The organism is Xanthomonas sp. 3498, assembly GCF_014199795.1.
Taxonomy (GTDB): Bacteria; Pseudomonadota; Gammaproteobacteria; order Xanthomonadales; family Xanthomonadaceae; genus Xanthomonas_A; species Xanthomonas_A rydalmerensis.
Genome location: NZ_JACHOH010000002.1, coordinates 1,033,055 through 1,057,651, shown reverse-complemented (window position 1 = coordinate 1,057,651; position 24,597 = coordinate 1,033,055). Strand labels below are relative to the sequence as shown.

Sequence of the window (24,597 nt, the reverse complement as noted above, 5' to 3'; positions counted from 1 at the left end):
CGGTGATGCCGGACGTGCGACGCGGCTTACGCCGCCGCCGTGCTCTTGCCTTGCTGCTGGTGCCAGGTATGGATCGGGAGCGCCTCTTTCGGGTCAGAGCGTGATGTCGCTGATGACGACGCTTTGGTCGCCGTCCTGGTAAGGCACGGCGCTGCTGTCCCTGGCCTTCGCCAGCGCGCCAGCCTGCTTGGCCAGGGGTGAGAATGACTTGACCAGCACGGTGGCCGGGCCCTTGTTGGCCATCGCGAGGGTGAGCTGCATGCCGTTGCATGACCTGCCTCGACAATTGAGGACCTTGTAGTGCCCGTAGCTGGAGCGGCTGCCCGCATAGTCCATCCGCTGGTCTGCGGTTTCGATCGAGTGCAATCCCATTGCCTCCGGGAAAAACAGGCCTACACGCCGGATCGAGGCATCCGCATCGATGCGAATGGTCGAGGTCCTTCCGGTGGCGGTTTGCTCCGTTCTCAGAACGGTCACGTTTGCCGGGCTCAGCGATGCGGATGCCACAGGCGCGGCGAGATAGGTCTCACCGGACTCGGGGAAGACGGGTTTCATGGACGCCCTGGCTCCCATTGCACGCGCCACAGCGAGAGGCGGCGACGCGGTTGACGAGACGAGATGGGCCTCGCCGCCGGCGCCCTGTACGTAGAGGATGTTCACCGCCTGCGGCTGCTCTGCGTCGTAGGCGGGGGCGTGCATCGAAAAGAAGGCGCTGCCGGCAACGACCAGCAACATCGCGGCGCCGCCGTAGCGCAGGGTCCTGGAGGGCGTGCCGGTCGGCATCAATGGCGCATGGAACGAGGCGGCCAGGCCGATGAGCACGCCCATGCCGACAGCGCCGATTGCCTCATTGAACCCGAGCAGCATTTCGAAGAGGAATGCCGCGTTCAGCAAGGTCGCGAACGCCACAGATGCCGGCAGCAACAGAACAAGCGGCAAGGCCTCGCCCAATCGCGGGGCAGCCAGGAGCAGCAGTGCCGCGGCCGACAGTGCCATGGAGGGAAGGATGAACAGGTAACTGATGCCGGGCAGGAGCAGGGCCGTCACCACGCCAGCCAACAGCCACGCATATCCCATGCCGATCCAGCTTCCTTCGGGGCTGCTCCAGCGCCTGAGTGCGCGTTGCGTGGCCAATGTCGCCAGCAGCACGCACGTCCATAACAGCAACCGGTTGGCCGCGGTGGCGCTGTGCCATGACGGATCGCCCCCATTTGCCATGGACAGGGCGGCCGTCAGCAAGTAGCCGACCAGGCCGCCCAGCACGGCGCAGGCGACGACCAGCAAGAACCCGGTCAGGATGCTGACCCCGGCAATGGGCTGCCGCTGTCCGCGGCGCCAGTGGCACAACGCGAAGATGCCAAGCAGTGCGACTGCCAGGCCGGTGCCGGCGCTTGCCGGCCATCGAACCACGCCCACTCCCATGATGTCGGTGTACACCCGGCGGCCCATCGCCTCCGGTGCAGGAATGTCGCGATCCAGCAGCGAGACAAGCAGGCCGTAGACGTGATCGCCTTGTTGCTGAAGGCTACCGCGGTTCAGCGACTGCAGATTGTCGCGTGGCGTGTGGTAGTAGGCCATGTGGTCGCCATAGGCGAAGTTGACGCCCTGCATGCCGTGCGATTTGAAGATCGTCAGGTCGGTGTCGTTGGGCAGCAGCGCATATGCTGTGTCGAGCAGGGAATTGGCCAGCGGCCGTGCGGAGCTGGCGGCGAAGGCGTCGACCAGCCAGCCGCTGGTGCTGCCGGTTTCGAACAACGCACTTTGTCCGGACGTGCCGCGTGCCTCGATGTTGATCGCCAATGCGAGACCGGCGGCGAGCGGGGACTGGGTGGCGAATGCGTGGGCACCCAGCAGTCCGGCTTCTTCGCCGTCCGTGAACAGGAAGCGAACACTGTTCCTGCCTGCGGGACGTTGCGCAAGCATCCGCGCCGTCTCAAGCAGGATCGACACGCCCGCGCCGTCGTCGCTTGCACCGGGGCCTGCATCGACCGAGTCGTAGTGCGCAGACAACAGCAACGTCTTGCCGTCTGCCGATCCCTCGCGCAGCGCGGTGATGTTCTCCACCTTGGCGCAGACGTAGACCCTAAGCTTGCGGCAGGACATGGCTTGTTGGACGTCCGGCTGATAGCCGTACGCGCGCAGTGTGGCGAGAATCCGCTGGCGTACTTTGTCGTTTTCTTCGCTGTCAACAGGATGTGGAAGCTGCTGCGGCAGGAGGTGCGTCAATACGTCGAAGGCCCGATCGGCGGAAAAACGGTCCGCGTCGGTTGGCGTGGCCGGAGGAACCGGCTCAAGACGCCACTTCGTGAGCGCCGCAAAGATAATGAATAGGCTGACGGAAACAATGAATGAAATATTCGCTACTTTCCCAATCCATTTGGGGTCTGCCTGAACATTCGGTCGCGTCAAGGCCGTACTCCATGTAATTCAGCATAATGCAGCGTGCTGCAGGAATTGCAGTTCTCTGTGCGTCATCCTGGTTGCGTTGCAGCATGTCGCAAGTGAACTTGATCCTGGCGATGGTGCAGCGAAGGGATCGTTGCGACAGGCGCGAACTCTATGCATTTCCACGTTTTTTTTGGTAGACAATTCCAGCTCTGTTCGATTTCCAGATGGCGTTCCGTGTGGTTGCGCACTGTTTGCAAGTGGACAGGAAATCGCAGTCGAATGGTCACATTTTCCGTTTAGAACTGTCTTCGTAAATCTGTGCCGGATTGCGCGGCGTATCGCAGAATCTTCGTTGACAGTGCGAATCTCCCGAGAGTAGGATCGGTTCCTCGCTGAGGGGCTAGTGCCTGATTTTTCAGCAGTGCATATTCGACGCATTCGCGCTGCTGCCGCAATCGCGGCGGCTTACCAGCAGAGATCGCCGCTTACTCTGAGCGTTTCTGTCCCGACGTCAACGGCCATTGATAGGCGGTGAGAAGAATGGAAAGTGCACCTACGACGTTGTATTACTCCGCTCCGCTCACCCCAGGAGGTCGGGTGGACAACTGGCAATGCGACGCGGCCACGCGTCCGCCGGAGGTCATCTGCAACTTCCTGACAGTCGGGATCGAGCTAGGCGTAAACGATCTGCGAACCGCGCCCGATCTGAGTCCGACGCTGGATGGCTGGGGATTCCAGAAATTCGACGCCCCCACTGCAGTGGACCAGAAGGATTTTCTGGAGTACGGAAATGCGTCGATCGAGTCTTACATCGAGGAAACCAAGGACCTGCTGAAGAACGTGCTTGGCGCGGACGATGTCGTGCATTTCGATACATGCATCCGCCAGAAAGATACCGAATCCGCCGTCAAGCTGGTCAACAATCCGTTCGTCGGGCCGTACCAGCGCGTGCACGTTGACCAGAACCCAACCAGTGCGCAGGCGCGGCTCGATCATCATGCCAGCCACGCGCGGCATGTCAGCCGGTTTCAGATCATCAACGTCTGGCGTGCGTTCGTCGAGCCGGTCAAGAACTTTCCACTCGCGTTGCTCGACTACCGCACGGTGGATCCGGTAGAGGATCTGGTGGTCACGCGCAGGATCCTTCCGGAATGGATGCATGAGCGCTGGGTGCAGGACCGTGAAGGATTTTCGCTCAAGCACAGCGACGCGCATCGCTGGTATCACTGGAGTGGGCTGAGGCCGGAAGAAGTCATCCTGTTCAAATGCCACGACAGCGCCAGTAAGAGTCTGCTCACCTCGCATGGCAGTCTCTCGTCGGGAACCGACACCGGCTTGCGCGATGTCGCGGGGGTGTGTGCGCATACCGCCTTCTTCAATGCGCAGGGACCGGCCACGGGTCACCTACGCAGTTCGGCCGACCTGCGGTTTCTGGTGCTTTACAACTAGGGTCTCAGGTTGGCCATGTCGCTAGACGACCACCGCTTTCCATGTCCGAGTCACTGATCACGGTTTTCAAGGAGATTGGCAATGACGAACGAAGAAGAGCAGGTTGAATCGGTGGCAAAGCTGTACGCGAAAGCGACCGAAAACGATTGGCGCACGGTGCAGTCTGCTGCGCAGCACGCGCAAGCCGATCGCCCGGTGGCTGCAGGTGAAGAGCCGGTCGGCGGGCAGGCGTCTACCGAAGCGTCATCGTCGGCGAGTCCGATGACGACGGCCGAGACGGTCAAGCTGATGAATGTCGCCCGCTCGATTCTCGTGAACGAGAATGGCAGCGTCGGCTAGACATGGATGCGCTATCGGCGTCGTAGTGCCGCCCTGGCCTTCAGTGCGGTTTTTTTTGCAGGAGGAGTCGCAGGGTGTACTTCGTACACGAGAACCCGGTGCGCTCGTCCTTTCCGGATTTTCAGATGGCGCCAGGGAAAGGAGGCGTCCAGTTCATGCGGCACGACAGCGATCTGCTTGAGGCATCGCAGTCTGGCTCGATCCAGGCCTTGCACGCATTTCACGGTGCGCTTCTTCCCGGAACGATCGCTAACGCGCTCGATACCCCTTTTTATCGCGCGCACTGGTCAGCATGCTCGCTGCGGCATGTCGGCCTGGATAGCCTGGCAGAGTTGCCACCGGTCGAGAAGGATCACATCCGCGCGGCCGGCGATGCGGCGAGGAATCGCGCAGGGGTCATCTGCGACGATGTCTTCACCACGGGGACGACGGGAAATCCGCTGATCACGGTGCGCAGCGACCGTGAGCAGGCGTTCATCGCCGATTTCTTCGCGAGAGTGCTGCGCGACCGCCCACCGGGGCCACTGTTGCGCGGGCTGGAGTTCAAGAACCCGTATCACGGCCACCTGGTCCGGGTGCCCGGGGCTGCCCATTATCATCGTGTCAGCGTATTCGACGCGGGCAGTTTCGAGTACGGGCGGACCACTCTCCTGCGCAGCCACAACGACGCCAACGTGGATGCACGCTGCTCGGTGCTGGTGGGGCTGGAGCGCTGCTTGCGGGCGTTTACCCTGGACACGTTGCGAACCTATCCGGATGGCTTCCCAGCCACGGCGCTTCGCCTGGTGGTTTCTTACTCGCAGTATCTGACGCAGGCCTGGCGCCATAGGCTGCAGGAGACCTGGGGGGCGCCGGTCGTCGACCGGTTCGGCGTCAGCGAGGTGTTCGGCGGCGCCAGCCAGTGCCTGGCCTGTGGCTGGTACCACTTCGAGCCGTTCGTCATCGCAGAAGTGATCGGTGCAAAAAGCGGAAACCCCATTTCCACGGGGCAGGGTCTGCTCGCCTTGACCGCGCTGTCTCCCTTCCAGCAGGCGCAGCCTCTGATCAGATACTTGACTGGAGACCTCGTCGAGGTGACGCACACCTCCTCGTGCCGTCCGGGCACGACGGCGATAAAGCCGCTGGGTCGCGCGCGATACGGCGTGCCGAAGCCTGGCGGTGATCGTTGGTTGGTCACTCCGGCGTCCGTGCTTGAGGCAGTGGACGAAGTGCCTGAGATCGAGCGCACGGCACGCTTCGCCGGCATCGAGCAGGTGCGCGATCCTCATGCGGTCGGTAACCCGAAATTCCGGACCCGCTGGTCGCAGCAGGGGGGCGTCGTCGCTGTCAAGGTCGAGGTGGCGCTTTGCGATGGCCTGTCCGAACGCCGCCGCTTCGATATCCTTGCCGAACTCCGGGACGAGGTCTTGCGTCGCAACAAGGCGTTGGCGGATGCGCTTCAAGACAACGCTGCGACGCTCGACGTCGACGCCTGCGACGGTATCGAGGAGGGCGATCTGATTGCGCAGGCGCATTCGGGTGGGGTATGGAGCGCGGCATGATGCTGGTCGAGCCGTACGACGTCAGGGTGTGCGGTGCGGCGTGTCCGCAGCATTCCGGCAATGAGCGAAGAGGGTCCGATGCGAGAGGATGAAGGTGAGTCCTTGTGTCTGCGTGGAGTACGGACATGGCACGAACAGTGCGTCCAGGGAGTTTTCGGGGACGTGTTGGGCAGGCCGGTCGACCGGATAGATTTCGACAGCAGCTTCTTCACCCTGGGGGGGACTTCTACGCAAGCGGCGCAGTTGGCCAGTCGGATCGGGGAAGCGTTCGACATCGCCGTTCCTGTGCAGGCGGTTTTCGAGCAGTCGACCGTGCGGGACCTGGGGCAGTGGCTCGAAGAACGCACCAAGCGTCTACCGCAAGGTGCGCCATTGGCGCTGAGTCCAGAAGGTCGCAATCGCACGCTGGTATGTATTCATCCTTCCAGCGGATTCGGTCGGCCTTACAGGGTGTTGCTGCCGCATCTGGCAGCCGATATGTCGGTCTACGCCCTGGAGGCGCGCGGCCTGCGCGACGGTGAAGCCTTGCCAGCAACGCTTGATGAGATGTGCGCCGACTACATAGGGCAGATCCAGCGCCTTCAGGCGCGTGGTCCTTATCACTTGCTCGGTTGGTCTTTCGGAGCGATCCCGGCCCATGCCATCGCGACCGCTATGCAGGCGCGTGGGCTGGAGGTGGACAGTCTTGTCCTGATCGACGGGTTTCCCTTCGATGGCGAACCGTGGATCGAACAAATGGTGTCAAGCCATCGCACGCATTGGAGCCAGGAAATATTGAACTTCCGGGAAGTGCGTGATGCCTGTCCCGAGCGGCAGGCCGCCATGCTGGATCGTCTCTGTGCGATCAAGAGAAACAACGTGCGCCTGCAGGCATATAAGAATCGCGCTGTCTTCATGGGAGACGCGCTTCTCGTCAATTGCGGGGCGCATCCGTTCTCGTGGAACGCGTATGTGTCCGGAACGCTGCAGGAAGTGAGTGTTCCGTTTGGACACAATGTGCTGATGATGGAGGAAGCTGCTGCGTTCTACGGCCCCAAGATCGCCGATTACCTAGGCCGATGCATACGGGGTGGCGCGCCGCGAGGCGCTTGATCCAGTGTTTTTCGCAACAAAGGCGCGTCGCGCGAGCGGCCTAACGCACGTTCCGGCGGTCGTGGTGCCGCCGGAATGCGCGATCCAGTCGGGATCTGTCAGGGCCGGGTCCGCACTACTGGGGCGACTGCAGCATCTTTCCAGCGGGGCGGACGACGTACTCCCCATCAGGATGGAACTTCACGGCCTTGAGGAAGCGGATTCCCTGATATGCCTCTCTACGATGGACAAGCTGCATGTTGTCGTACAGCAGCACGTCTCCCTGCTTCCATGGGTGTGAGTAGATGTTTTCTGGCTTCAGAATCTTCTCGAGAAGATACGCGGCCTTCTTGTCGCTATCTGCGATGCTTTCGCCGTCGGGTCCAATGAACTGGCGAGTGTTTTCGCTGATGTAGATGAACTCGTTTCCAGTGAACGGGTTGGTTTCAACCACCGGATGTGCCACGATGCTTGCGGCTTGCCGTGTCGACCAGAGTTTGCGTAGTTCGGACAGTTCGCTTGGGTCGATATCGAGATTGTCCACCGCGGTCGTCGCAAAACTTGTGGCGCCCTCGTTGTCGGTGGGAATCAGGCAATACAGCATGGCGATCGATGCGGGAGCTTCCCTGAATTCCTGGTCGGAGTGCCACACGTCGGTGGAGTCCGCTGCGAATCCGAGTGCGGAACCGTCGGGTTTCTTCAGGTTGGTAAGGTAGGCGATACTATCGGAAGGGCTGTTGAACGCCTTGGGAGGCGCTTCGATCTTGCCCGACCCAAGGCGTCGCGAAAAATGGATCAGATGGTGGTCTTCGAGAACCTGATCGCGGAAGATGAGCAGGCCGTGCACCGCAAGCAACTTCCGTATCTCGACGATGTCCTGGTCGGACGCCGACTTTATGTTGTAGTGCTGCAGTTCCTTGCCGTAGCGCGCCTGTCCCGGCAACGAGTTGCCTTGATGGCCAGGCGCTTGGCGGCGCGAGATCTCTTCTACGGAGATATCAGAAAGCATTTGCAACCCTCCCTAGCTGGTGTTGGGATACTGCCTGTTGTTGATCGGTTCTCGCCTGCGTCGAGTCGAACGCTGTCCAACATGTGTTGGATCTGCATAGTGTCTTGGGAACGTCAGGAAAAAGCGCCTCCCCGGAAGCATCTCGATACTAGAGGATGGCGTCTGGGCAATCGTTAAATCGCTGCAGATGTCTACGATCGCATGCTCGGCAAGTTAATCGTGGCCAGAAGCTATCGCGATGGCGAGGCACGCCGTCAAGTGCTTCATGCCGCTGCCGTACGCGTCGCAAGTGAATGCCGCGACCATGTTTGCTGGTTCGCAGGAGCCAGTTCACTGTGCCGTTATCAGCAGTAGAGGTCGGTACGCTGGGTCGCAACGCAGAAGCGGTGTCGCATCGTGTGGGAGCAGCCTGAAGCGGAAAAACGTCCTGCGATGATCGATGTTGAAGCTCAGCAGTTCGAAGTCGTTGCGGTAGGTATGAAGCAGGGTGTTCCTACCATTGACTTCGTGGGGGCGTATAGCCATCGCCATAGCTTCCTGGCAACCGAGCCTCGCTGGCGTGGTTCTTCTTTGCCAATGGGTAGTGTGGAGGACGCGTCCAAGAACAGTCCTGCACTAACAATCCTGCAGAAGTGGGTGCGAATCTTTGTTTCTCTTTCCCATTACGGGATGTGCCGGTGCCCGTCAACATCGGACTGCCCCTGCCGGCAGGGGCATGCGACCGAAGTGCCATTGGCGGGCGATCATAGTCTGCTTCCGGCACCTGGCATCAAAGAACGGCGGTCTCAGCAAGTCTTGAATGCCACTGTCGCGGCAACGCGAAAAATCCGCATGCGTTGGGCCGCGGCGTTTCGTTCTTGCGTTTATATAGAGGTGATGTCACACAGATCGGCTTCGTCATCACCTCGGTGCTGTGCCTTTGCCTGACAGGGCCAGCATCATCGCCTTCCGAGCAGCCAACAGCAGTGCTGACATCTCTGCTGGAAGTAGATAGGACAGTCGAGAAGCTTGATGACGAAAAAAGGTGTCTTCAGAACGTCAACTTCTCCGTTGCGGAGCCGGTACTGCATTCGAAGATTTTAGTGTAGCCCCTGAGGCGATCTGTGTGGTCGCATCAATGCTGGATCGCTGTTCACGTCACCTTCGACATATGGACGGCATTCGGTAAAGATGAGGGTTTGCTTCGACGATCAAAGCCTCGGCACGCCAGAGCGGCGCTCCAGGCGTGGCCCAGAATAACTAGCTCGGCGTCGTGATCGGACTGATCGATTTGACCCTGCATGACGTATCAAGCAGGATTGTTCAACTATCCGTGTTGAGCGTCATCATGATATGGATGATTCTTTCATGTTCAAGTTGAAAGGAGATGCGCTTATTGCCCGCTTCATAATATAGCCAATGCTGACTGTTGCTGTCATCTGCCGTACCTTGGCCATACTTGCTGAGCAGCACGTTCTCCGTATCGCCGATCGTGATGCCTCTTGCTGTTTTGACCGCGGATGTGTTGATGGTTATCTGCGCGATCAGATAGCTATCGATGTCGCGCCGCTCTTCTTGCCAGAATAGGTTGGCCGTGTAGATTTCAAATCCGTCATATTGATGTCGGTAGTACTTGTAACTGATATCTCCGGCAGGCACATCGCCCACGAAATCTTCGCTGATTTGAGTGCCTGCCTGTTTTTTGGCCTGGTCACTCCATTTTTCTCCCAGGAAAAAAGAACGGTTGTTGATTTTAACGCTAAAATCAGCTTCTGTTATTTTGGCGGGCGCTGCGAGAGTTGTTGTTGCAATGGCCATATTGGCCTGGGCGGCAGGAAGCAATAGGGCAAGCAGAAGTGATGCTATTCTGGGAGAGTTAATAATGTTGATAAATGTTTTATTTAAATTCATGAGGTGGCAAGAAGACTCGCAGTGGAAGGCGCTCTAACATTATCGGCTGTCGAGTCGTGCCAAGCAACGCGTAGCGGCGTCCATCGTGAAGGCGCTTGCCATGGGCTACCGTCTTCGCAGCTGCGTCACGCCAGCGGCAAACCCTGCTCAATGGCATAACGATTGGTGCATCGTAGTCGACACCCGTGTCTGGAATGCATCGCGGCGATTGGCAGCCTGCATCGACATCGCGTCACTGCCCAAGCCGCGTGCTGCTTGGAGAGCGAAGGACTGCACCTGGGTATGGTCGCGGCGCTGCGCAGCCCAGCAATGACGTGGAAGGCGAGCCGGTGACACGTGTCGCTCAACGCCGCCAAGGCGATTCGGGGCATGGGCCGTTGCCAGCTTTCCGCAGTGCATGGCGAATTGGTAACCGATGCGGATAAATGCACGCCGCCAGCGTAAGCGGGGCTTTGACAGCGTGGAGTGGCTCCGCTTCGCTTGGGCTGAATTGCGGCAGTTGCAGCGCAAGCCACACCGTCTCCGCCAAAACGGCGCCTGTTAGTCCGAGAGTACGACGTACTTCTTCCGAGCACAGTGACCTACGCTGCGCAGTACTCGCATGGTTATCGATGCGGTCCAAGAGCTCCGCAGCGCCAAGCAACTTCAGGGCATGCTGGTGTGTGATCGACATGCGTGCCGTTGAGCGGAGGTGGCGACACGCCTGATGAACGCGGCAACGCATTTCGATACTGAGTTCGACTCGCGGGCCATGCTAGTGGGCTATACGAATCCGGAGAGTCGAAGGCATCGGATGAGTTCGCAGATCAGCGAGGCGGCATGTAGGCCGCTCCCAGAAGCTCCCCAGCCTTGCAAGGCAGGGGAGCAAGAACGCCTGGAACTCAGCTGCGCGCGTTGTCGCGCGCCTTGCCCACTTCGCTCTGCACCTTGCCGGCGTTCTTCTGCACCTTGCCTTCGACTTCCTTCATCTTGTTGCCGGTCACCTTGCCGGCGACCTCCTTGACGGTGCCCTTGATCTGGTTCTTGGCGCCTTCGGTACGATTCTTGTCCATCGTTGACTCCGCAGTAGGGATGCCCTCAAGTGGGCATCGCCAAACTGCGCGCCGGCCGGTGGCGCTCGAGTGAAAATCGGGCGGGCGCGCAGGCATCGTTTAGGCGGCGGAAGGGTTGCGCCCCATGCCTGCGCTATTCATCTAGCTTGTCATTGCGAACTCCCTGCGCTGGCGTGCTCCAGCGCCTTGTAATGTGGGCATGAACACAGTGACGCGATCTTTCGTTTCCCGCTAGAAACGAAGCCATCCGTCAGCATCGGCAGGCCGATCGATGGCCTGCGCCAGCGCTGTGCACTCAATACCAGCCGAGATACAGCGTGGTCACGCCCCAGGTGTCGATCAGGCCGTGCGCGAGGATCATTGCCCACAGGTTGCGCCTGGAACGCAGATAGGCGTACCCGAACAGCAGGCCGACCACGCCTGTCAGCAGGATGCCGGAAGCGCCCTGGGCGGCGTGCATCAAGCCGAACACCACGCCGCCGGCCAACGCGCCAATCCAGCGGCCGCCGCGTATCCGCCCCAGCAGGGCATCGAGTTGATGCATGAGGAAGGCGCGGAACACCAGCTCTTCGCCGAGCGCTGCGCTCAGCCATGCCGCGCCGATCAGATGGGTCGTGGCCTGGACGTTGCCTTTCAGCGCGCCGTAGGCACTGTAGTCGGTCTTGTGTCCGGTGATGGTGTCGATCAGCGGTTGCAGCACCGGCGTGATGACGCCGACGGTCAGCAACACCAGTAGCGCGGTCCAGCCGATCACGGACACCAGGCGAGGGCGCGCCACGCCGCAGGCCATGCGCGAGCGCGTTTCGATCCATACCAGCGCGAGGCCTAGCAGGCCGACCACCGGCATTCGCCACGGGAACGGCAGCCACGGGTAGGACGCCAAGGAGAGGACTGCGACGCTCATTGCGATGCGCAGCAGCGGGTGGCGCATGAAGGCCATGCTGGAAGCAGGGTGGAGAGTGCGTTGGGTCGAGTCGTGCATGCCGGATGCGGAAGCGAGTGAGCGCTCAGCGTAGCGAGCCGGCTTCATCGAATACCGTGCCAAAGGCCATGCAGGCCAGTTGCACCTGCATGACGACGTCACCGGCGTAGCGTGATGCAAGCTCGCATCTCATCGGTACCGGGACGTTGTCACGGCTGGCACTTGCGCAAGCACAGATAGAAGTGAGAGGCGGATCGTGCTTCTCCAGCCGTTCCGTAAGGGCCGCAGCAGGTGACCGTCGCGGTTTGCGATACGCCTTCAGATCAGAAGGATCGCCGCCTGCCGGGTCCGCAAGCAGCCGCCGCAACAGCGCAGTGGCGCTGTGAGGCGCTGCGGCCTCATCGAAGTGGTCGACGTCTCTATTGCATGCGTGAGGCAGGCACGGCGATCAGGCAAGGTATTCACGCGCTGCCAGCAATTCGCACGCGTGCAGAACGTCTCTACGCGTCACTTGCCTTGCGTCTACCGACGGCGAGCGTGAGCGTGTGGTGTGCGTGCAGGTCGCAGCGTGAGGCCGGAGCACCGCCGGGCCGAGCTTGCCTTACGCTTCTCGCCGCCAGCATCGCATCCTGGCGGCGAGAAGTGACACGGGAACGGCGCGCTCAGCGGCCTGCAATCACGCAGACGCTGACGTCTGGCACTCGAACACGCTCACACTGCGCGGCGGCGCCAGGAACTCGCTGGCGCCGGCCGGCATGCTGTCGACCTGCAGCGCGTCGTCGGTGGACAGCACCAGCTTCCAGTGCAGTTCCTCTTCCGACGAGGGCAGCACGAAGCTCACGCCCTCGTGGTAGGCATTGATGACGATCAGCAGGGTGTCGTCGTTGGCCAGCTCCTTGACGCCCGAGGTCTGGGCCTTGCCCTCCAGCAGCAGGCCGACCGAGCGCGCGCCGGCGTCGGTCCAGTGCGCCTCGTCCATTTCGGTGCCGCCGGGGTTGAGCCAGGTCAGGTCGCGCACGCCCGCATCTTCGTTGTACTGGCCGTTGAGGAAGCGGCCACGAGTCAGGATGCCATAGCGCCGCCGCAACGCACTCACTGCCTTGACGAACTCGGTCAGGCGTCCTTCGGTCGGGTCGCGCTCCCAGTCGATCCAGGTGATCTCGTTGTCCTGGCAGTAGGTGTTGTTGTTGCCGCCCTGGGTCTGCGCGCGCTCGTCGCCGGCCAGCAGCATCGGCGTGCCCTGGGCCAGCAGCAGCGTCGCCAGCAGGTTCTTCATCTGCCGCTCGCGCAACTGCAGGATGTCGGCATCGTCGGTCTCGCCTTCGGCACCGTAGTTGCAGGAGCTGTCATGGTCGGAGCCGTCGCGGTTGTCTTCGCCGTTGGCCGCGTTGTGCTTCTCGTTGTAGCTGACCAGGTCGTGCAGGGTGAAGCCGTCGTGCGCGGTGATGAAGTTCACCGAGGCCCACGGCCGGCGGCCGCGGCGATCGAACAGATCGGCCGAGCCGGTGAAGCGGGTGGCGAATTCGGCGAGCTTGCCCTCGTCGCCTTTCCAGAAGGCGCGTGCGTTGTCGCGGAACTTGTCGTTCCATTCCGACCAGCCCGGCGGGAAGTGGCCGACCTGGTAGCCGCCCGGGCCGCAGTCCCAGGGCTCGGCGATGAGCTTGACCTGCGACAGTAGCGGGTCCTGGTTGCAGGCGTCGAGGAAACCGCCGCGCTGGTCGAAGCCGGTGGGTTCGCGGCCGAGGATGGTGGCCAGGTCGAAGCGGAAGCCGTCCACGTGCATCTCGCCGGCCCAGTAGCGCAGCGAGTCGTTGACGAACTGGATCACCCGCGAGTTGCTCAGGTTGAGCGTGTTGCCGGTGCCGGTGTCGTTGATGTAGTAGCGCTTGTCCTCGGCCAGCCGGTAGTAGCTGGCGTTGTCGATGCCACGGAAGGACAGGGTGGGGCCCAGTTCGCTGCCTTCGGCGGTGTGGTTGTAGACCACGTCGAGGATCACTTCCAGGCCCTGGCGGTGCAGTGCCTTGACCATGTCGCGGAACTCGTCGCGGTGGCCGCTGGCCAGGTAGCGCGACTTGATCGCGAAGAAGCCCAGCGTGTTGTAGCCCCAGTAGTTGCGCAGGTCCTTGTCGAGCAGATGCTGATCGTCGAGGTAGGCGTGCACCGGCAGCAGTTCCACTGCGCTGACGCCCAGTTCCTTGATGTAGCGCAGCACCGGTTCCTGTGCCAGTCCCGCGCAGGTGCCGCGCAGCGCTTCCGGTACCTGTGGGTGGCGCATGGTGTAGCCGCGCACGTGGGTCTCGTAGACCAGGGTCTCGTTCCACGGCGTCAGCAGGCGCTCGTCGTCCTCCCAGTCGTAGGTATCTTCCACGACCACGCACTTGGGCATGAACGGCGCGCTGTCGCGCTCGTCGAAGCTGAGGTCGCCGTCCGCATGGCCGACGGTGTAGCCGTACAGTTCGTCGGCCCAGATCAGGTCGCCCTCGAGCTCGCGCGCGTACGGGTCGAGCAGCAGCTTGTTGGGGTTGAAGCGGTGGCCTTCGCTGGGCGCATAGGGGCCGTGCACGCGATAGCCGTAGCGTTGGCCGGGCTTCACGTCGGGCAGGTAGCCATGCCAGATTTCGTTGGTGTATTCGGGCAGGTCCAGGCGCGTCTCGGCGCCGGCATCGTCGAACAGGCACAGCTCCACGCGGGTGGCGTGCGCCGAGAACAAGGCGAAGTTGGTGCCCTGACCGTCGAACACGGCGCCGCGGGGGAAGGGACGCCCCTCGCGGATGCGCGAGGGAGTGGCATAGGCGGCGCTGGTGGGGTGGCGCATCGGGCAGGCTCTCGGCCGGAACGCCGGCAGTAGGGGAGGGAGAGCGGAAGCATGGCCGCGAAGGCCGTGCAGGACGCGTTACGGGGCGCCGAGGGTGGCGTGAGGACATGGGCGGCACGAGGTGCAGCCGATGCAGGAATGACCCAGCGACGCCATGGCGCAGCTGGGCAGGCAGACAGCGCGAGACCATCGCGGCCCGGTCCGGTATGGCCCCGGGCGCGACCTGGCCTGGCGCGCTTAGCGCGGCAGGTCGAACAGCAGGAACTCGCTGTCCTTGGCATCGGCGAACTGCAGGCTCGCCTCGTCGATCGCCTGGAGCGCGTCGCCGGCCTGCAGGGTCTGGCCGTTGACGCTCAGCGTGCCGCGCACCACCTGTACGTAGGCGCCGCGCCCGGCCGCCAGCGGGTAATCCAGGCGCGCATCGCCGTCGAGGATCGAGGCATAGATGCGCGCGTCCTGGTGGATGCGCACCGCGCCGTCCTCGCCCTGCGGAGCGGCGATCAGGCGCAGCTGGCCGCGCTTGCTGTCCGGCGCGAAGTGCTTTTCCTCGTAGCCCGGATCGATCCCGGCGCGCTCGGGCATCACCCAGATCTGCAGGAAGTGCACCGGTTCACTGGCGGAGTGGTTGAACTCGCTGTGGGTGACCCCGGAGCCGGCGCTCATGCGCTGCACGTCGCCGTAGCGCAGCACCGAGCCGTTGCCCATGCTGTCCTTGTGCTCCAGCGCGCCCTCGACCACGTAGGACAGGATCTCCATGTCGCGATGGGCGTGGGTGCCGAAGCCCTGACCCGGCTGCACGCGGTCTTCGTTGATCACCCGCAGCGGCCCGAAGCCCATGTGGCGCGGGTCGTGGTAGTGGCCGAAGGAGAAGGTGTGGCGCGAGGACAGCCAGCCGTGTTCGGCGCGGCCACGGGTGTTGGCGGGGCGGATCTGCAGCATGGGAGGCTCCTTGGTGGCGTTGATATGCAAGTGGATCGAAAGGGCTGAATTGGCGCGATTTGGCGTGCGCTTCGGCTTGGAAACAAGTATCCGCGCTGTCGCCGGGTTTGAAAAACGGATAGATTCGGCATCCATCATCGAAAAATTCGAATGCTCAAGCTCAGCCTCGACGCCCTGCAGATCCTCGACGCCATCGACCGCCGCGGCTCGTTCTCGGCCGCCGGCAAGGCCCTGCACAAGGTGCCGTCGACCATCTCCTACACGGTCGCCAAGCTCGAGGAGGACCTGGGCGTGCAACTGTTCGAGCGCCTGGGGCCGAAGGCGGTGCCGACCGCCGCGGGCGCCGAACTGCTGCGCGAAGGCCGCCACCTGCTGCGCGCGGCCGGCGATCTGGAATTGCGCGTGCGCCGCGTCGCCTCCGGCTGGGAGACCGAGTTCGCGCTGGGTCTGGATGCGGTGTTCGCGCCGGAATGCCTGGCGCAGGACATGGCGGCGTTCTACGCAGTCGCCGACCAAACCCGGTTGCGGGTGGTGCAGGAGTCGCTGTCCGGCACCTGGGAGGCGCTGCTGGACCGGCGGGTGGATCTGCTGGTCGGTGCGGCCGGCGAAGGCCCCAGCGGCGGCGGTTACGTGGCCGAGCCCCTGGGCACGCTGCCGTTCGTGTTCGCGGTCGCGCCCGGGCACCCGTTGGCGCAGGCCCCGGAGCCGCTCAGCCGCAGCCAGTTGAGCGCGCATCGCGCGATCGCGGTGGCGGATTCGGCGCGGCGCCTGTTGCCGCGCACGGTCGGGCTGCTGTTCGGCCAGGACGCGCTGACCGTGCCGGACATGCGCAGCAAGTATCGGCTGCAGCTGGCCGGGCTCGGCTTCGGCTTCCTGCCCGAGCCCTACGCGCGTGCGGCGCTGGCGCGCGGCACGCTGGTGCGCAAGGCGGTGGAGGAGCCGAAGCCGGACGAGGTGTTCCAGCTGGCCTGGCGCAGCGGCGAGGAGGGCGCGGCGCTGGCCTGGTGGCGCGCGCGCATGCGCCAACCGGGCGTGTTCGCGGCGTGGCTGGCGCAGATGGCGGCGCGGCTGGACGAGGGCGTGTGAGCTTCGTCGGCCTGCACGCGGCGGCTCGGTAACGCGTTGAGACTGCGTTGCGTGCCGTGCTCCGGCGGTCCAGCCTGAGCGCGGTGTCTGCCTTGTCTCAATGCCGCGGGCGCTTTCTCTGCGTTCGGTGTCCGTCGCTCTGCAGGCGCCGCGCACTCGGGTTGGCGCCGGCCAAGGCGGCGCCCCGTAATACCGCCAGCGCGGACGGCCAGCGCCTCTGGCCTCATGCGTGGCGCACGCTCCAGCGCGGCGATGGATGGGTCTGTTCCGCCGGTGACGCCGTGGCGCCCGCGCACCTGGCGGATGCCGGGAGGATAATGCGCGGCATCCTCCTCTCTCCACCCGGCAAGCCATGCAGGAATTGATTGCGCGCTATGGTCTGGGGCTGGTCTTCGTCAACGTCCTGGCCCTGTCGCTGGGCCTGCCGGTGCCGGCGCTGCCAACGCTGATCCTGGTCGGTGCGACCTATGCGCTGCTCGACGGGTCGGCGATGTGGACTGCGCTGCTGGGCGCCTTGTCGGTGTCGATCGCGGCCAGCCTGCTCGGCGACCTGCTGTGGTTCGGCGCCGGCCGCCGCTACGGCAACCGCACGCTGCAGTCGCTGTGCCGGCTGTCGCTGTCGCGCGACACCTGCATGAAGCGTACCGAGCGCTTCTATGCGCGCTGGGGCGTGCGCGTGCTGGCGGTGGCCAAGTTCGTGCCCGGCCTGTCGATGGTGTCGGTGCCGATGGCCGGCGCGATGCGTGTGCGCGCCGGGGCCTTCCTGCGCTACGACGCGCTGGGCGCGGCGCTGTGGGCGGGCGGCGGCTTGTTGCTGGGCCTGTGCTTCGCCGACCAGGTGCAGGACCTGCTGGATTGGCTGAGCCTGCTCGGCAGGCGCGCGGCGCTGCTGCTGGTCGGCCTGCTGGCGCTGTACGTCGGCTATCGCGCCTGGCGCCGGCACACGCTGCACAAGGCGATGGAGACCCTGCGCATCGACGTCGACGAACTGCATGCGCTGCTGCAGAGCGAGACGCCGCCACTGCTGCTGGACATTCGCGCCCCGGGCTACCGCACGCTGGAGCCGTATGCCATTCCCGGCGCGCAGGAAGTGGACGATCGCCAGGTCGATGCGCTCGTCGCACGCTTGCCGCGCGATCGACGGATCGTCATCTACTGCGCCTGTCCCAACGAGGTGTCGGCCGCGGTGCTGGCCAAGCGCCTGCGCCAGCACGACTTCGAGGACGTGCTGCCGCTGCGCGGTGGCCTGGATGCGTGGCGTGCGGCGGGTCATCCGGTGGTCGTGCTGGACGCTGCGGCTGCAGTGGCGCCGTCGTCGAAGGGCACTACGATCGCGGTGTGAGTCGGCGTGCCGGGAGTGTCATGCGTGTCGATGGCGCCTACGGCGCACAGGTCGCGCGCGTGCTCCGGCCAATGATTGCATTGTGTGCAGGCGCGCGCGGGCGGCTGGGCAGGGCCGGGCAAGCGATGCGGTCACGCGCTCGATTCTTTTGCCTGCGTCGCCTGCACCTCGCTGATGCGGCAACCCGCTGCAACGGGTGAGGTTTACATCGCTGCGTTCACGTGTCGTTCCTTGCCTTGCGATTGGATGCGCACATGATGCAGTCGACGGAACAACCGGCGCGGTCGGCGTGTGTCGGTGGTGCTCCCGCAGCGTGGGGCGCCGAAGCGGATCCTCATCCTCATCTTCGTGCATGGAGACAGTCATGAACATCGATCTATCCGGTAAAACCGCCCTCGTCACCGGCTCGACCGCCGGCATCGGCTTCGGGATCGCCAAGGGCTTGGCCGCGGCGGGTGCCGAGGTCGCGCTGAACGGTCGCGACCAGGCCCGCACCGAGGCCGCGGCTGCTGCCCTCAAGCGCGACGTCGCCACTGCCCGCGTGCGTGCCGTGGTGGGAGACGTGGCCACTGCGGCCGGCTGCGACGCGATCGTCGCGGCGCTTCCTGCCGTCGATATCCTGGTCAACAACGCCGGCATTTTCGGGATGCAGGACTTCTTCGAGACGCCCGACGCGGAATGGGAGCGCTTCCTCGCCGTCAACGTGATGTCCGGCGTGCGTCTTTCCCGAGCGTATCTGCCGGGGATGGCCGACAAGGGCTGGGGGCGTGTGCTCTTCGTCTCGTCGGAGTCCGGACTCAACATCCCGGTCGAGATGATTCACTACGGGGTGACCAAGACTGCCGATCTCGCCCTGTCGCGTGGGCTGGCCAAGCGCATGGCCGGCACTGGCGTTACCGTGAATGCCATCCTGCCGGGGCCGACGCTGACCGAAGGCGTCGCCGCCATGTTGTCCGACCAGGTGCAACAGTCCGGCAAGCCGCTGGACGAGGTCGCCGCCGATTTCGTCAAGGCGCACCGCGCCAGCTCGATCATCCGCCGCGCCGCCACGGTGGAGGAGGTTGCCAATCTCTGCGTCTACGTCGCTTCGCCGCAGGCGTCTGCGACCACCGGTGCGGCGCTGCGCGTCGATGGCGGCGTGGTGGACACCATCGCCTGAGTCGGCCGGGGGCCTCGGCGCTCGTGCAGGCGAGGCCGAGGCGGTGTGTGTCCGCCTCGTCGCCTTGGTTGATCGTCTGTAATGCGAACGCCTGTGCGCGGGCACCGTGATCGGCAGCATCGTCATGCTGCGGAGGAGCCGCTCGTCCTTGCGCGAGGCCTGCAATCGCCAACGCGCAGGCAAAAAAAACGACAAGCGCTGGCTTGTCGTTTTTGATCTGACTGGTGCGCCCGGAGAGATTCGAACTCCCGACCGCCTGGTTCGTAGCCAGGTACTCTATCCAACTGAGCTACGGGCGCGTTGTCAGGCGCGGGATTATTCACGACTTGCGGCGATTCGTCTACACCTGCGTGTCGTCGGCATGACGGTCGTGGGCGAGTGCGCCGCTGTGGGCTGCTTCGATGCGACCGGATCGCCGCGGCAGGGCAAAAAAAAACGACAAGCGGTGGCTTGTCGTTTTTCATCTGACTGGTGCGCCCGGAGAGATTCGAACTCCCGACCGCCTGGTTCGTAGCCAGGTACTCTATCCAACTGAGCTACGGGCGCGTCGTCAGGAGCGGAATTATGCGGGAGTCGATCTGGCCCGTCAATGCTCTTTCCGAAAAATTTCACTGATCGACCAGCAGCGCCGCGGCCACGGCGGCGGGGCGCTTCATCCAGGCGAAATGATCGGCGGCCGCGCCCAGCTGCGTCGCGTCCAGGCAGTGGATCTGCGCGGCCGGCGTGGCCAACTTGTCCAGCAAGCCGCGCAGCGAGGATTGCGGCGCCAGCCAGTCGTCCTGCAGCACGACGCCACGCACCGGCAGCGTCAGTTGCGCCAACTGCGCTTCCAGGTCGGTGACCAGGCCGGCCGCGGCGTAGCGGCCACTGCGGCCCACGCGCGCCCAGTCGGCGATCAGGCCGCGCGCTTCGGTGCCGCCGAAGCCCAGGCGGCGGCCGTGCAGCACGCCTTGGCGCTGCGCCAGCCACGGCAACAGGCGGTAGGCCAGCGGTAGCAGATAGCCGCGCGGTGCGGGAAAACGGCGCCAGTACGGCGTGCCGCTGGCGACCAGCCACAACGCAGCGAACGCCTGCGGCTGCAGGCTGGCGTAGCAGCAGGCGAGCTGTCCGCCGAGGCTGTGGCCGCCGACGACCAGCGGCGCCGCGATCCCGCACCCGGCGATCGCCGCCTGGCTGGCGGGCAGATCCAGTTGCAGCAGGGCGCGATAGCCCCAATCGCAGTGCCGCGAGGGTCGCAGCGTGCTGCTGCCGTTGCCGCGCCATTCGTGCAGGAACACCGCGACCCCGTGTGCGGCCAGCGCTTCGGCAAACGGCAGGTAGTGGCGCGCGGCCACACCCAGCGCCGGCAGCCAAAGCAGCGCCTGCCGCGGCGCATCGGGAATGCGCGCCAGCAAGGTCCAGCGATGGCCGTCGGCCGCGGCGACGGGCAGGGCGTGCTCGGCGACCGCCGGGCCGATGGGGGCGGCGCTCATCATGGGCCGCGCGCCGCGCCGAAATGGTCCAGCACCGCCACGTCGCTGCGGCCGGGCCGGTAGCTGCCACGCAGCGCGCGCGCCACGTAGTCGATCGCCGCTTCGCAGGCGGCCGGCAGGGCCAGGCCCTGGCACAGCTGTGCGGCGATCGCCGCGGCGAGGGTGCAGCCGGTGCCGTGTGCGTCCAGCGCCAGTCGCGCATGGCTGAATTCGCTGCGGCTGACGCCGTCGTCGTAGCGGTCGATCACCCGCTGGCCTTCCTGCAGGTGGCCGCCCTTGAGCAGCACCGCTTGCGCGCCGGCTTCGAGCAGCGCCGCGGTGGCGTGCTCGGCGTCGTCGGCGTTGTCGATCGGGCGGCCGAGCAGCAACTGCGCTTCCGGCACGTTCGGCGTCACCAGCGTCGCCAGCGGCAACAGGCGGCCGCGCAGCGCGTCCAGGGCGTCGTCCTGCAGCAGCTTGGCGCCGCTGGTGGCCACCATCACCGGGTCCAGCACCACCCAGGGCGGGCGATATTCTTCCAGCGCGTCGGCGACCAGGTGGATCACCTCGGCGTTGGCGAGCATGCCGAGCTTGACCGCGGCGATGTCGAAGTCGGCGAAGCAGGCGTCGATCTGCGCGCGCAGGAACGACAGCGGCGGCACGTGCACCGCGGTGACGCCGCGGGTGTGCTGGGCGGTCAGCGCGGCGGCCGCCGCCAGCCCGTGCACACGGTGCGCGGCGAAGGTCTTGAGATCGGCCTGGAGGCCGGCGCCGCCGCCGGAATCGGTGCCGGCGATGCTCAGTGCGGAGACGACGGTGGGTTCGCTCATGCGCCGATTGTGCAGGGCTGGCGCGGGTTATGCACTCGGCCGCGCCCTCAGCGCTCGCGGCTGCGGTAATGCGCCTGCAGCGCATACAGCGTGCCCACCGTGCCGGTCAGCAGGGCAGGGCCGAGCAGTGCGTCGAAGCCGACATGGCGGTAGGCCCAGGCGCCGAGCACGCCGCCGCACAGGAAGCCGCCGATGATCAACAGACTCAGGCGGATGCGCCGGCGCGGCAGCGGCAGGCCGCGCAGCGCCTGACCCAGGCCGATACCCAGGTCGGTGAACATGCCGGTGAGGTGGGTGGTGCGCACCACCGCGCCGCTGTAGATGGTGGTGGTGGCGTTCTGCAGGCCGCAGGCGATCGCGGCGAGCACGGCGCCGGCGAGTTGCTGCTGCTTGAACGCCTGCATCGCCGCCAGCAGCAGCAGCGCCTCCAGCGCCAGCGCCACGCCGTAGCGCCGGCCCAGGCGCAGGCGGCTGTCCTGCACGATGAAGCCGCCGAGCATCGATCCGCCGAGGAAGGCCAGGACCACGCCGGCCAGTTGCGCGATCGCGCGTGCGTCGCCGTCGGCCAGCGCCGCGCCGAGCAGGGTGGTGGTGCCGGTGAGATGGGTGACGGCCTGATGTTCGAAGCCCAGATAGCCGACCACGTTGACCATGCCGGCGACGGCGGCCAGCGCCCCAGCGAAGGCCCAGGCCCAGCGTGGCAGTTCCAGGTTCATGCCGCGCGCAGGGCAGCCGCGGCGCGGCGGCCGCGGGATGCGCACGCCCCAGCGTGCCGCCACTGGCGCCTGCCTGCAGCCACCTCAGCGTGCGCCGTTGAGCGCGATCTCGGAAAAGCGTTCGCTGGCCGGGTCGTAGACCGCGCCCCAGAAACGGCTGCCGCCGCCGCAGGCCTTTACCGCGTCGACCGTGGGGTCGCGCTCGCTGTTGTCGTCCGGCGCGAAGGCGTTGACGTAGATCGCCTGCTTGCCGCGGTACAGGATGCCGACGTATTGGCGATCGGACGCGGTGGGGTCGGCGATCTGCGGCTGCAGTTGTGCCAGGTGCGCCTCCAGTTGCGCGATCTGCTCCGGGGTCGGGATCCAGTAGCCGGCGACGTCGCCGTCGTGGCGCGCCGGGCTGTCACGCGAGCAGGTGTCGAGCACCTGCGCCGCGGTGCTGTTGCGGGTGACGATCCACGACTGCCCGGCCTTGGCCGCGGTCGGCACCGTGGCGGCGGGCCCGCGCGCGGTGGCGCAGGCGCCGAGCAGGGCCATGGCCAGCGCCGCGCCGGCCAGGCGCACGCCGGCCGCCGCGTTCACAGCACCTCCGAGGCGTAGTCGGCCAGGCGCGAACGCTCGCCGCGGCGCAGGGTGATGTGCGCGCTGTGCGGCCAGGCCTTGAAGCGATCCACCGCGTAGGTCAGGCCGGAGGTGGTCTCGGTCAGGTACGGTGTGTCGATCTGTTCGACGTTGCCCAGGCACACGATCTTGGTGCCGGGGCCGGCACGGGTGATCAGCGTCTTCATCTGCTTCGGGGTCAGGTTCTGCGCTTCGTCCAGGATCAGGTAGCGCGACAGGAAGGTGCGCCCGCGCATGAAGTTCATCGAGCGGATCTTGATGCGGCTGGCGAGCAGATCGTTGGTGGCCTGGCGGCCCCAGGTGCCGCCTTCCTGGGTGTGGGTGAGCACTTCCAGGTTGTCGGTGAGCGCGCCCATCCACGGCGTCATCTTCTCTTCCTCGGTGCCGGGCAGGAAGCCGATGTCCTCGCCGACGCTGACCGTGGCGCGGGTCATGATGATCTCGCGGTAGCGCTGCTGGTCCATGGTCTGCGCCAGGCCCGCGGCCAGCGCCAGCAGGGTCTTGCCGGTGCCGGCGGTGCCGAGCAGGGTGACGAAGTCGATTTCCGGGTCCATCAGCGCGTTGAGCGCGAAGTTCTGCTCGCGGTTGCGCGCGGCGATGCCCCACACCGCGTGCTGGCCGCTGCGGAAGTCGTCGACCAGCGCCAGCGTCGCCTTGCGCTCGGCGCTGACCTTGACCACGCGCAGTTCCACTTCGTCTTCGCCGGGCAGGTACAGGTACTGGTTCGGGTACCAGTCCTCGTCGGCGGCCAGGGCGATCTCGTAGCAGGTGCGGCCCTTGTCGCTCCAGCTGCGCAGGTCCTGGTTGTGCTTCTGCCAGAAATCCTCCGGCAGTTCGATCGCGCCGGTGTAGAGCAGGCTGAAATCGTCGAGCGCGCGGTCGTTCTCGTAATCCTCGGCGACCAGGCCGCTGATCGCCGCCTTGATCCGCAGGTTGATGTCCTTGGACACCAGGATCACCGGAATTTCCGGCTGTTCCTCGCGCAGCGCCAGCACCGCGGCCAGGATCTTGTTGTCCGGGGCGACGCTGCCGAAGCTGCGCCCGGGCTCGACCGGACGGATCTGGAAATACAGCCGGCCGATGCTGCCGGTGCTCTTGAGCTGGATGCCCTGCGGATGGCTGAGCGGAATGCCGGATTCGATCTGCTCGGCGCCGGCGCCCTCGATCAGTTCGTTGAGGAAACGGCTGACCTGGCGCGCGTTGCGGCTGACTTCGGACATGCCCTTCTTGGCATTGTCCAGTTCTTCGATCACCTGCATCGGCAGGAACACGTCGTGCTCCTCGAACTTGAACAGCGCGGTCGGATCGTGCATCAGCACGTTGGTATCCAGCACGTAGATGCGCTTGCCTCGGGTCATCATGGATTCCTGGAAGAGGAGCAGGGACGAACCATCGCTGCCTGCGGGGCAGGGCGATGCGGGGTGCGGGAAACGGCAGTGGTCACTGCTTGGCGGCGGCCTGCAGCGCGTCGAGCACGGCCTGGGCGTGGCCGGGAACCTTGACCTTGCGCCAACTGCGGACCAGTTGGCCGGTCGGCGAGAGCAGGAAGGTGCTGCGCTCGATGCCCAGCACCTGACGGCCGTACATGTTCTTTTCCTTGATCACGTCGAAGGCGCGGCACAGCGCCTCGTCGGCGTCGCTGATCAGCGGGAAGCGGAAGCCCTGCTTGGCGCAGAAGTTGTCGTGCGACTTCACCGAGTCGCGCGACACGCCCAGCACGGTGGCGCCGGCCTGTTCGAACTGCGGCAGCAGCGCGTTGAACTCGATGCCCTCGGTGGTGCAGCCGGGCGTGCTGTCCTTCGGATAGAAATACAGCACCAGCCAGCGGCCGGCGTAATCGCCGAGCGTGGCGCTGGCGCCGCCGGACAGCGCCAGCGGCAAGGCCAGCGTGCTGCGGTCCAGGGTGTCGCCGTCCTTCATGGGGTGTCCTCCGCGTGCATCGCCATCATCTGCGTTCGATTGCGTCGGTGTCCAGCG

20 protein-coding genes and 2 tRNA genes are annotated in these 24,597 nt (G+C 64.9%); 7 read left to right on the top strand and 15 right to left on the bottom strand.

Going from position 1 to position 24,597, the window contains the following annotated elements:
• Window positions 1-93: 93 nt before the first annotated feature.
• The gene (locus tag GGR66_RS09635; RefSeq protein WP_184448068.1) at window positions 94-2,409 is read right to left on the bottom strand and encodes a M28 family peptidase; all 2,316 of its coding nucleotides are present in this window, start codon (window positions 2,407-2,409) and stop codon (window positions 94-96) included.
• A 519-nt stretch (window positions 2,410-2,928) separates the two neighbouring features.
• Between GGR66_RS09635 and GGR66_RS09630 the strand changes: the two genes are divergently transcribed.
• The 4 genes from GGR66_RS09630 (at window position 2,929) to GGR66_RS09615 (ending at window position 6,809) form a co-directional block, all read left to right on the top strand.
• On the top strand, window positions 2,929-3,837 hold the full coding sequence (locus GGR66_RS09630) for a CmcJ/NvfI family oxidoreductase (RefSeq protein WP_184448067.1): 909 nt from the start codon (window positions 2,929-2,931) through the stop codon (window positions 3,835-3,837).
• An 81-nt stretch (window positions 3,838-3,918) separates the two neighbouring features.
• Window positions 3,919-4,176 (top strand): hypothetical protein, encoded by a 258-nt coding sequence (locus GGR66_RS09625; RefSeq protein ID WP_160969572.1) that lies wholly within the window; start codon window positions 3,919-3,921, stop codon window positions 4,174-4,176.
• A gap of 74 nt (window positions 4,177-4,250) precedes the next feature.
• Window positions 4,251-5,717 carry a hypothetical protein gene (locus tag GGR66_RS09620; protein ID WP_184448066.1) on the top strand — a complete coding sequence of 489 codons (1,467 nt, stop codon included), beginning with the start codon at window positions 4,251-4,253 and terminating at the stop codon, window positions 5,715-5,717.
• A gap of 60 nt (window positions 5,718-5,777) precedes the next feature.
• Window positions 5,778-6,809 carry an alpha/beta fold hydrolase gene (locus GGR66_RS09615; RefSeq protein WP_184448065.1) on the top strand — a complete coding sequence of 344 codons (1,032 nt, stop codon included), beginning with the start codon at window positions 5,778-5,780 and terminating at the stop codon, window positions 6,807-6,809.
• A 115-nt stretch (window positions 6,810-6,924) separates the two neighbouring features.
• On the opposite strand, the gene GGR66_RS09610 is transcribed toward GGR66_RS09615, so the two are convergent.
• The 6 genes from GGR66_RS09610 to GGR66_RS09585 form a co-directional block, all read right to left on the bottom strand.
• Window positions 6,925-7,797 (bottom strand): TauD/TfdA family dioxygenase, encoded by an 873-nt coding sequence (locus tag GGR66_RS09610; RefSeq protein ID WP_255421635.1) that lies wholly within the window; start codon window positions 7,795-7,797, stop codon window positions 6,925-6,927.
• A gap of 1,302 nt (window positions 7,798-9,099) precedes the next feature.
• On the bottom strand, window positions 9,100-9,687 hold the full coding sequence (locus tag GGR66_RS09605; protein WP_255421634.1) for a hypothetical protein: 588 nt from the start codon (window positions 9,685-9,687) through the stop codon (window positions 9,100-9,102).
• A gap of 881 nt (window positions 9,688-10,568) precedes the next feature.
• Window positions 10,569-10,739: a CsbD family protein gene (locus tag GGR66_RS09600; RefSeq protein WP_184448064.1), complete on the bottom strand. Its 171-nt coding sequence runs from the start codon at window positions 10,737-10,739 to the stop codon at window positions 10,569-10,571.
• A gap of 295 nt (window positions 10,740-11,034) precedes the next feature.
• Window positions 11,035-11,586, bottom strand: coding sequence for a CPBP family intramembrane glutamic endopeptidase (locus tag GGR66_RS09595; protein WP_184448134.1), 552 nt, complete (start codon window positions 11,584-11,586; stop codon window positions 11,035-11,037).
• A gap of 751 nt (window positions 11,587-12,337) precedes the next feature.
• Entirely contained in the window at window positions 12,338-14,476 is a 2,139-nt protein-coding gene (glgX, locus tag GGR66_RS09590) for a glycogen debranching protein GlgX (RefSeq protein ID WP_184448063.1), read from the bottom strand.
• A gap of 237 nt (window positions 14,477-14,713) precedes the next feature.
• Window positions 14,714-15,415 (bottom strand): pirin family protein, encoded by a 702-nt coding sequence (locus GGR66_RS09585; protein ID WP_160969586.1) that lies wholly within the window; start codon window positions 15,413-15,415, stop codon window positions 14,714-14,716.
• Between the two features lie 150 nt (window positions 15,416-15,565).
• Here GGR66_RS09585 and GGR66_RS09580 point away from each other — a divergent pair, with 150 nt between their 5' ends.
• The 3 genes from GGR66_RS09580 to GGR66_RS09570 all read left to right on the top strand — a co-directional run bounded on the left by GGR66_RS09580 (window position 15,566) and on the right by GGR66_RS09570 (window position 19,002).
• Window positions 15,566-16,501, top strand: a complete 936-nt coding sequence (locus GGR66_RS09580; protein ID WP_160969588.1) for a LysR substrate-binding domain-containing protein — start codon at window positions 15,566-15,568, stop codon at window positions 16,499-16,501.
• Between the two features lie 352 nt (window positions 16,502-16,853).
• Window positions 16,854-17,843: a VTT domain-containing protein gene (locus GGR66_RS09575; RefSeq protein ID WP_184448062.1), complete on the top strand. Its 990-nt coding sequence runs from the start codon at window positions 16,854-16,856 to the stop codon at window positions 17,841-17,843.
• Window positions 17,844-18,207: 364 nt separating this feature from the next.
• On the top strand, window positions 18,208-19,002 hold the full coding sequence (locus tag GGR66_RS09570; protein WP_184448061.1) for an SDR family oxidoreductase: 795 nt from the start codon (window positions 18,208-18,210) through the stop codon (window positions 19,000-19,002).
• Window positions 19,003-19,224: 222 nt separating this feature from the next.
• Here GGR66_RS09570 and GGR66_RS09565 read toward each other — a convergent pair.
• The 8 genes from GGR66_RS09565 to GGR66_RS09530 all read right to left on the bottom strand — a co-directional run bounded on the left by GGR66_RS09565 (window position 19,225) and on the right by GGR66_RS09530 (window position 24,540).
• A tRNA-Arg gene (locus GGR66_RS09565) sits at window positions 19,225-19,301 on the bottom strand.
• Between the two features lie 170 nt (window positions 19,302-19,471).
• Window positions 19,472-19,548 (bottom strand) — tRNA-Arg (locus tag GGR66_RS09560).
• Between the two features lie 62 nt (window positions 19,549-19,610).
• Window positions 19,611-20,474: an alpha/beta fold hydrolase gene (locus GGR66_RS09555; protein ID WP_184448060.1), complete on the bottom strand. Its 864-nt coding sequence runs from the start codon at window positions 20,472-20,474 to the stop codon at window positions 19,611-19,613.
• Window positions 20,474-21,283, bottom strand: coding sequence for a bifunctional hydroxymethylpyrimidine kinase/phosphomethylpyrimidine kinase (thiD, locus tag GGR66_RS09550; RefSeq protein WP_017913172.1), 810 nt, complete (start codon window positions 21,281-21,283; stop codon window positions 20,474-20,476). Before thiD ends, GGR66_RS09555 begins: the two co-directional genes overlap by 1 nt.
• A gap of 47 nt (window positions 21,284-21,330) precedes the next feature.
• Entirely contained in the window at window positions 21,331-21,999 is a 669-nt protein-coding gene (locus GGR66_RS09545) for a YoaK family protein (RefSeq protein WP_160969598.1), read from the bottom strand.
• An 84-nt stretch (window positions 22,000-22,083) separates the two neighbouring features.
• Entirely contained in the window at window positions 22,084-22,536 is a 453-nt protein-coding gene (locus GGR66_RS09540) for a hypothetical protein (protein WP_184448133.1), read from the bottom strand.
• A 41-nt stretch (window positions 22,537-22,577) separates the two neighbouring features.
• The gene (locus GGR66_RS09535) at window positions 22,578-23,978 is read right to left on the bottom strand and encodes a PhoH family protein (RefSeq protein WP_160969602.1); all 1,401 of its coding nucleotides are present in this window, start codon (window positions 23,976-23,978) and stop codon (window positions 22,578-22,580) included.
• A gap of 82 nt (window positions 23,979-24,060) precedes the next feature.
• A complete protein-coding gene (locus GGR66_RS09530) occupies window positions 24,061-24,540 on the bottom strand; it encodes a peroxiredoxin (protein WP_010343914.1) in 480 nt (159 codons plus the stop codon).
• Between the last annotated feature and the right edge of the window lie 57 nt (window positions 24,541-24,597).